Source organism: Streptomyces montanisoli (assembly GCF_017813245.1).
GTDB classification, from domain to species: domain Bacteria; phylum Actinomycetota; class Actinomycetes; order Streptomycetales; family Streptomycetaceae; genus Streptomyces; species Streptomyces montanisoli.
The window spans coordinates 1-7,263 of record NZ_JAGIQL010000243.1; the positions used below are offsets into that span (position 1 = coordinate 1).

Annotated in this window: 11 protein-coding genes; all 11 read right to left on the bottom strand. The window is 71.3% G+C overall.

Annotated elements, in window-relative coordinates:
• Positions 1 to 613: GvpL/GvpF family gas vesicle protein (locus JFN87_RS31020; protein WP_209345533.1), on the bottom strand; the 613-nt coding region annotated here is incomplete at its 3' end.
• Positions 613 to 1,137: a gas vesicle protein gene (locus JFN87_RS31025; RefSeq protein ID WP_209345534.1), complete on the bottom strand. Its 525-nt coding sequence runs from the start codon at positions 1,135 to 1,137 to the stop codon at positions 613 to 615. The genes JFN87_RS31025 and JFN87_RS31020, both read right to left, overlap by 1 nt.
• Before the next feature lie 94 nt (positions 1,138 to 1,231).
• Positions 1,232 to 2,440, bottom strand: coding sequence for an SRPBCC family protein (locus JFN87_RS31030; RefSeq protein ID WP_209345535.1), 1,209 nt, complete (start codon positions 2,438 to 2,440; stop codon positions 1,232 to 1,234).
• Entirely contained in the window at positions 2,433 to 3,035 is a 603-nt protein-coding gene (locus JFN87_RS31035; protein ID WP_209345536.1) for a hypothetical protein, read from the bottom strand. The genes JFN87_RS31030 and JFN87_RS31035 overlap by 8 nt, the downstream gene beginning before the upstream one ends.
• A 105-nt stretch (positions 3,036 to 3,140) precedes the next feature.
• A complete protein-coding gene (locus tag JFN87_RS31040) occupies positions 3,141 to 3,398 on the bottom strand; it encodes a gas vesicle protein GvpG (RefSeq protein ID WP_209345537.1) in 258 nt (85 codons plus the stop codon).
• Between the two features lie 33 nt (positions 3,399 to 3,431).
• Positions 3,432 to 4,145, bottom strand: coding sequence for a GvpL/GvpF family gas vesicle protein (locus JFN87_RS31045; RefSeq protein ID WP_209345538.1), 714 nt, complete (start codon positions 4,143 to 4,145; stop codon positions 3,432 to 3,434).
• A 3-nt stretch (positions 4,146 to 4,148) separates the two neighbouring features.
• The gene (locus JFN87_RS31050; RefSeq protein ID WP_209345539.1) at positions 4,149 to 4,589 is read right to left on the bottom strand and encodes a gas vesicle structural protein GvpA; all 441 of its coding nucleotides are present in this window, start codon (positions 4,587 to 4,589) and stop codon (positions 4,149 to 4,151) included.
• Positions 4,590 to 4,622: 33 nt separating this feature from the next.
• A complete protein-coding gene (locus tag JFN87_RS31055; protein ID WP_209345540.1) occupies positions 4,623 to 4,931 on the bottom strand; it encodes a gas vesicle protein GvpO in 309 nt (102 codons plus the stop codon).
• A 258-nt stretch (positions 4,932 to 5,189) separates the two neighbouring features.
• On the bottom strand, positions 5,190 to 5,903 hold the full coding sequence (locus tag JFN87_RS31060) for a glycosyltransferase (RefSeq protein ID WP_307865663.1): 714 nt from the start codon (positions 5,901 to 5,903) through the stop codon (positions 5,190 to 5,192).
• Entirely contained in the window at positions 5,900 to 6,517 is a 618-nt protein-coding gene (locus JFN87_RS31065) for a class I SAM-dependent DNA methyltransferase (RefSeq protein ID WP_209345541.1), read from the bottom strand. Before JFN87_RS31065 ends, JFN87_RS31060 begins: the two co-directional genes overlap by 4 nt.
• A partial coding sequence (locus tag JFN87_RS31070; RefSeq protein WP_245182634.1) for a PIG-L deacetylase family protein occupies positions 6,514 to 7,263 on the bottom strand: 750 nt, incomplete at its 5' end. The genes JFN87_RS31070 and JFN87_RS31065, both read right to left, overlap by 4 nt.

The window sequence follows — 7,263 nt, forward strand, 5'->3', positions numbered from 1 at the left end:
CGAGAGCGGACACCGCTTCCGGCAGGCGCGCGGCGACCTCGCCGGCCGCGCGGTAGGCGTCGCGGTGGCTGCTGCGCTGGGCCTGGCGGCGGCGCAGGTACGCGCGGCCCGGGCTCGTGGCGCCCTCCGCCTCGGGCGTGCCGGCGGCCGGGGCCTCCTGCGGCTTCGCCGGTGCTACCGCGTACACCTTGACGCCGAGCTCCTCGTGGCCGTCGAGCCAGTCGAGCAGCTGCCCGAAGTCCTCGGCGCCCGCGCGCAGCACCTCCGCGACCCGGGCGTCGTCGAGGTAGACGGTGGCGAGCCGCATGGGCAGCACGGTGGCGCGCGCGTGGGCGGCGTCCACCACGGCGTTGTGCGCGCGGGCCAGCGCCTCCAGTTGATCCAGGTCGTTGAGGCGCGCCTCCAGGCCCCGCGTGCCGAACTCGTCCGCCGGCACGGACGCCACGACGCCGGCCAGGCCGCCCTCCCGGACGAGCCGCAGCCGCCCGCCGGCGCCGGCGGGCGGCTGCCCGCCCGCCGGCTCGGGGGCGTCGGCGCGGCACACGGCGTACAGGTACGACACGGTGTCCGCACCGCTCGCCGGGGTGGGCGTGTGCGTGGGCGTGGCGGACATCAGTGCTCCTCGTCCGTGTCATGGCCGTCCGTCCGCCGAGCCCTGCGGGTCGTCTCCGCGCCCTTCTCCGTACGGCGCGGCCGCTTGCGCGCGGGATCGGGCTCACGCTCGGCGCGGGTGCTCTCGCCCTCCGGGAGGGCGGCGGCCGCACGCAGCTCGGCCACCTCCGCCCGGAGCCGCGCGATCTCGTCGGCCTGCCCCTCCGCGTCGACCTCCGCGCCGCCGGAGGCACGGCCCCCCGCGTGCCCGGCGGACATCTGCCGGTGCGGCGCGTCGTCCCTGGCGCGGGAGGACAGCGAGGGGTCGTGCTCCCACCAGTCGATGCCCATCTCCTTCGCCTTGTCGACGGAGGCGACGAGCAGCCGCAGCTTGATGGTCAGCAGCTCGATGTCGAGCAGGTTGATCTGGATGTCGCCCGCGATGACGATGCCCTTGTCGAGGACGCGCTCCAGGATGTCCGCGAGGTTCGCGGAACTCCCCTGGGGAGCGGCCCCGTAGGGCGCCCGGGCAGGGGGGCCACCCATACGGCCTGACAATGAGTCGGACACGTCGGTTCACCCTCGTCCTGCTGATCGTTGCGAGACCGCCCCGGGAACTGGGGCGCCGGGCTTGACCATGTCAGCTCCGGCCCGCACGTGCCGGGCGGCGTGCGCCGTCGCGGTCGTCGTCCTCCTCGGGCTCTGCGTCCTCGGGCTCGCGGTCGGCGTCGTCCTCGGCGGCGGCCTCCTCGTCCCCTTCGGCTTCCTCGTCGTCCTCGGGCTCGGCGTCCGCGTCCTCTTGCCCGGCCTCGGGCTCGTCGAGTTCGTCGTCGTACGGCTCGTCCTCGCCGTCCTCGGCCTCGGCCTCCTCGTCCTCGGCCTCCTCGTCCTCGAACCTGTCGCCGTCCTCGTCGTCGTCCTGCGCGCCTTCCTCTTCGGCCTCTTCGGACTCCTCCGAGCCCTCTGACACCTCGGGCTCCTCACCGTCCTGTCCTTCCTGCTCCTCCTGCTCGCGCTCCATCGCCTCGTCGTGGTCCATCACGACCTCGCCGTCGCGGATCTCGCCGCGCCAGGCGTCGGTTGCCTCGCCGCGCATCATGATGAACTTGCGGTACAGCTTGAGGTCGAGCCGCGCCCGCCTGCCCTGTGCGCGCCAGATGTTGCCGGTCTTCTCGAAGAACCCCTTCGGGAAGTACTCGAGGACCATCAGCACCCTGGTGAGGTCGTCGGTGATCGCGTGGAAGGTGACGACGCCCTTCACGGTGCCCTTGGCACCCTCGGTCGTCCATGTGATGCGCTGGTCGGGCACCTGCTCGGTGACGTTGGCCTTCCAGCTCCTGGTGGACTTGGCGACCTTCACCCGCCAGTTGCTCGACGTGTCGTCGCCCTTCTCCACGCTGACGACGCCCTTGGCGAAGGTGGAGAACTCCTGGAACTGCGTCCACTGGTCGTAGGCCGTACGCACGGGCACACCGACATCGATGTCCTCGCTGATGGTGACGGACTTCGACTTGCCGCCCCCGCCCTTGCGGCCCTGGCCGAACACGCCCTTCACCTTGTCCTTGAGGGTGTTCTTGAGCTGGTCCTTGCCGATCGCCTTGGCGGCGTCGAGCGGCGACTTGCCCTCCGTGAGCGCCTGACCGCCCTTGGCGAGACTGCCCGCGAGTCCACCCGCGTCCCCGGCGGAGCCGGCGAGCTTGCCCGCCCCCTCGCCGAGGCGATCGCCCAGGTTGGTCACCGTGTGGGTGGCGCGGGCCATCAGGTAGTTGCGGAGCTCGTCCTTGAGCCGGTCGGCCGCCGGACTGTCCGTCAGCTCCTTGCGGAGCGTTCCGAGTGTCGAGTCAGCCATGGTCGGCGCCTCCCCGGTTGGTCGCCTTCCGCGTGGTGCCGGAGGCGGTCTTGCGTGCCGACGCCGTGGTCTTCCGGGCGCCCGATGCCGTCTTCCGTGCCTTGGGTGCCGCCTTGCGGGCACCGGACGACGCTGTCTTCTTCGCCGTGCCCGATGCGCGGGAGCGGCTGCCCGAAGCGGACTTGCGCGCCTTGGAGGACTTGGCCCCGGCCTTCCCCGCGTCGTCGCGGTCGTCCTGGCGCTCGTCGTCCTCGCGCCGGTCGTCCTCGCGCTCGTCACGTTCGTCGCGCGCGGCCCTGTCCTCGGACTCGTCGCCTTCGTCGGAGTCGTCGTCCTCGTAGGCGTCGTCCTCGTAGGCGTCGTCCTGGCCGCCGCCCTCGAGGGACTGCGTCCGCTCGTGCAGGGAGTCGGCGAAGCTGCCGATCCGCTTGGTGAGCGCGGAGGTTGCGGCGGTCTTGGTCGTGTCGAGCAGTTCCTTGCGCACCTGCTCGTTCAGGCCGCCGAGCAGCTGCGAATCGGAGAGCATCGACCCCAGCTGCTTCGGATCGAGGTTGAATTTCTTACCGGCCAGGAACATGCCCAGGCCGATCGCCATTTTCGCTTTTTTCGTCCGCCCCAGTAGATAGCCTCCGACCAGGGCCATGCCTATCTTGGAATTGTTCGTTGCCATCTGTCGCGCACCTCGTTCTCCGTGTATGAGTCAGGTGTCAAGACCGAGTCGCATACGCTCGTTCTGGATGAATTCCAGCCGGTCGAGCAACTCGTCCTCGCGCCGGTCGAACTCCTCCTCGGAGATCTGACCCGCGAGGAGTTCCTGTTCCAGTTCGGCGAGCCGCCCGCGGACCGGGCCGGGGTCGTAGTACTCCTGCTCGGCCGCGGTCAGGACCTGTCCGAAGACCCAGCCGAATCCGCGGACAGGGGCGACCGGGAGCGTGAGGATCTGCGTGATGAGTCCCATGTTCTTCCTTCCCGTGTCGCCTTTCCTTCAGGCTCAGACGAAGCTGTACGGCGGAAGAGGGCCGTTCAACCGGAACGTGTGGGCCTCGCTGTGCCGGCCGGCCTCCTTGTGCACGGCCTCGGAGAAACCGGCTGCCTTCTCCCGCTCCACGAGGAACGACACGTTCAGCAGGGTGTCCTGCACCGGGTCGCCGATCGCGGTGTTCAGCGCGGCGGGGGAGAGGCGGTCGGTGATTTCCCCGGCCTCACGTTCCTGGCGCGTCTTGACCTCTTCGGTGATCAGTTCCCCGAGGCGCATCTTCTCGTTCTGGGCGTCCGGGTGCTCCCGGGTGAATTCGTTCAGCCTGCGGATCTCGTCCGACTCGTGGACGATCTCCGTCAGCAGGTCGTCCTCGTCGCGCGTGACCTTCAGGTTGAATTCGAGGCAGCCGTCGAGTTCCGTCAGCCGCTCCCGGTAACCGTCGCGGTTGCCTTCGAGCGCCGCGGCCACCTGGTCGTCGTCCGGCCCGACGAGCCCGAACCGCATCGGCAGCACGGCGCCGTCCGCCATCAGGCGCTCCAGCACGGCCTGGTGCGCGGAGACGTCCCTGCGCTTGGCCCGCAGCCCCTCGGGCGCGTCGCTGACGACCGCGGTGAGGGCGTCGGTCTTCACGGTGCGCACCTCGGACGCCGGCTCGCCCACCCCGGTCAGCCCGTCGAGCCGTACCGGGTGGTCCGACGCGGTGATCGCGTAGATGTAGGTGGACATGGACTACTCCTCCCGCCGGCGGGTCGTACGGCGGCCGGACGACGACTTGCTGCTGCTGCGCTCGCGTTCCCGCTTTCCGTCGTCCTCTTCTCCGCTGCCCTGGAGCGAGTCGGTGATCGCCTCGACCGCTCCCGTCAGCGCCCCTTTGCTCTTGCCCTTCGCGCCGCTCTCCATGGAGTCACCGACGAGGTCGGTGAGGCCGGACGGCTTGTTGCTGCCGGCCTCCAGATCCAGCCTGTTGCACGCCTCGGCGAAGCGCAGATACGTGTCCACGCTGGCGACGACGACGCGCACGTCGATCTTGAGTATCTCGATGCCGACCAGGGAGACCCGGACAAACGCGTCGATCACAAGACCACGGTCCAAAATCAGTTCCAGGACGTCGTAGAGACTCCCGGATCCGCCACCACTCGTGGGAGCGTTGGACTGTTGCACGATGCTCACGTTGTTTCTTCCTTCCTCCACTGTGGGGCCGCTTCAGCGGTCGACGCGGCCCCGGGGATAGCGCTGGATCCTTTCGTAACCGATCAGTTCACCCTCGCCGTCCATGTCGACGCGGTAGGACGCCATGACGCTGGACGTGTCAGGAATGCGCTCGATCTCCATGACCTCCACGGCGGCCGTCCAGCCGTCGTCGGTCTTCTTGATGGCGGACACCGATTCCGGTTCACTGCCCAGCAGACTCGCCAGTTGTTCGGCTGCGCGGCGCATCGCATCGGGAGCGCCGATGTGTTTGCGGCCGCTCCGGCTTTCCGGCGCGCTGCTGCCGCTCTCCGATTTCGTCATGGTCCCGTCCGTAGCGTCGTGGACAATGCGATCCGCGCCGGGCCGGAGTGCCGTGCGACTTTCGTCGCGATACACGTTTCGCGATCGGCGCGCCCGCAGGTGATGAGCGCTCCGCCCGGCCATTTCTCGCGGGCTCGCTCTCTTTGTGTAACGGATCGCGTGCCCCTCACCCTGCGATCTATGCGTGAACCGGGCAGCGAGCCCAAGATGACCTGCCGAATACGCCACCGGGTGCGGACGGAAATTGATCGCCGCAGGTCAGCCGAGTGCGAGCGCCGTGAGAAAAGCACCGAAGCCGTGCGGTGCCCGCGCGTCCCGGCGGCCCGACGTGACGACGGGGCACGCGTCCGTGCGCAGTACGCGGTGGCCCGTGCCTTCGAGTGCGGCGACCAGCGACCTGTCCTCACCGTACGTGTACGGCGGGAAACCGCCCGCGACCAGGTAGGGGCCGAGAGCCACGCCGAGGTTGGCGCCGTGGACGTGCGGATGGCGCCATGCGCCGGCGCCCGGCGGGCGCCCGGCGAAGTAGTGCGCGTCGTGACGGGCGGCCGTCGCCGCGCTCAGCGCGGGATGCGGCGCGACGCGCACGGTGCCCACGACGCAGTCCCACCCCGCGCGCGCCTGGCGGAGCTGGTGGGCGAGCCAGTGCGGTGGCACCACGGTGTCCGCGTCCGTGGTCGCGAGCCACAGCCTGTCCCCGTGCGCGGCGAGCAGGCGCCGCGCGGCTTCCGCTCCGGCGGCGCGGGCACGGCCGACGTTGCGGAAGCTCTCACGTGCCACGAGCGCGCCGCCGGCCCGGGCGACGGCGGCCGTGTCGTCGGCGCACGCGTCGGCGACGACGACCGTCACCACCTCCACACCCGACAGCGCGGGGTGACGGGCCGCGGCACGTATCGAGCGCAGTGTCGCCGGCAGCGACGCGGCCTCGTCGTGCGCCGGGACCATCACCGCGCACGCGTCCCGCACCGTCACAGCAGCCCTTCCTCCGCGGCGGGCGACAGCGGGGTGCCGTCCGCGGGATCCGTCCTCGTGAACACCTGGAGCCTGAAGTCGCTGTCCCGTACGTCGGTGAGCGGGGACAGCCCGGGAACGGACGCGAGTGGCGCGGCCAACTCCGAGCCGGTGCGGTGGTGTTCGGGCACGGGATGGTCCCAGTGGACGGCGACGAGTGTGCCGCCGGGCTCCAGGGACTCCAGCGCCCGGTCGAGCAGCCGGCCGCGTGTGTCGTCGTCGAAGTAGTACAGCAACTCGGAGAGCACGATCAGGTCGAAGGAGCCGCCGGGCCACTGCCCAGGCACGGCCATGGTGGCGACCTCGACGTGGTCGAGGCCGCGCACCCGCTCGGCCGCCGTGCGCACCGCCGACTCCACCCGGTCGACGGCGAGAAGCCGGTCGCACCGCCGGGCCAGCCGCTCGGTCAGCACGCCGACCGAGCAGCCGGGCTCGAACGCGCTGCGGTAGTGGGGGCGTGGCAGGGCCGCCACCGTCAGCGCGTACTTGCGCCGCTCGTACCAGCGGCCCGCCAGGTCCCAGGGATCGGCGGACGACGCGTACATGGTGTCGAAGTAGCCGGGTGGCGTGCTCATCGGAAGACCACCTCGAAGTCCCTGACGTGATGGGCCAGTTCGCCGGGTGGCAGGATCGCCTCGTCCCCTTCGGCGTTGCCCAGCGGCTCGATCTGGCTCCTGAACCGGCGCACCGCACGCCGTTTGGACGCGGCCTCCCGCCCGCCGAGCGGCAGGCGAGCGGCGGTGTGCCACGGCACCCGGGTGTCGCCGGGGAAGGACCAGTGCCACAGCCACACCGGGTAGCGCCATACCGGTACACCCACGGCGGCGCACGCGGTGACGGCGGCACGCCCCGCGGCCTCGTGGTCGCTGTGCAGGTCGCCGGTCCACGGCGCCACGCACAGCCGCGCGCCGGTCTCCCGCAGCAGGCGGGCGACGGCGTCCGCCACGCGCGCCTCGTGGGCGTCGACGGCCGTGTCGGGTACGGCGAGGTGACTCGGACGTACCCGGTCGAGGCCGAGATCGGCGAGCGCGGCGGCCAGTTCCGTGCGGCGCAGCGCCGCCAGGCGGCGGGCGGCCGGGCGGGTGGAGCGCGGGTGCGACCGCTCCCCGTCCGTGACGGACAGCAGGTGCACGGGCGTGCCGGCGGTGGCAAGCGCGGCCATCGTGCCGCCGAAGCCCAGTACCTCGTCGTCCGGGTGCGCCGCCACCACGAGGACAGGCCCGCGCGGCGGGCGCGCCACCGGCAGCGACCCGAGCGCCTCCCAGGCGGCCCAGCGCGACTCGGGCGTGTTCTCCGCGTCGATCTCCCGGGCGGCGGCACG

What these genes read in the sequence shown, in the direction of transcription:
- JFN87_RS31025 (WP_209345534.1), bottom strand. Translation starts at nt 1,137, where the DNA reads ATGGGTGGCCCCCCTGCCCGGGCGCCCTACGGGGCCGCTCCCCAGGGG.
- JFN87_RS31030 (WP_209345535.1), bottom strand. Translation starts at nt 2,440, where the DNA reads ATGGCTGACTCGACACTCGGAACGCTCCGCAAGGAGCTGACGGACAGT.
- JFN87_RS31035 (WP_209345536.1), bottom strand. Translation starts at nt 3,035, where the DNA reads ATGGCGATCGGCCTGGGCATGTTCCTGGCCGGTAAGAAATTCAACCTC.
- JFN87_RS31040 (WP_209345537.1), bottom strand. Translation starts at nt 3,398, where the DNA reads ATGGGACTCATCACGCAGATCCTCACGCTCCCGGTCGCCCCTGTCCGC.
- JFN87_RS31045 (WP_209345538.1), bottom strand. Translation starts at nt 4,145, where the DNA reads ATGTCCACCTACATCTACGCGATCACCGCGTCGGACCACCCGGTACGG.
- JFN87_RS31055 (WP_209345540.1), bottom strand. Translation starts at nt 4,931, where the DNA reads ATGACGAAATCGGAGAGCGGCAGCAGCGCGCCGGAAAGCCGGAGCGGC.
- JFN87_RS31065 (WP_209345541.1), bottom strand. Translation starts at nt 6,517, where the DNA reads ATGAGCACGCCACCCGGCTACTTCGACACCATGTACGCGTCGTCCGCC.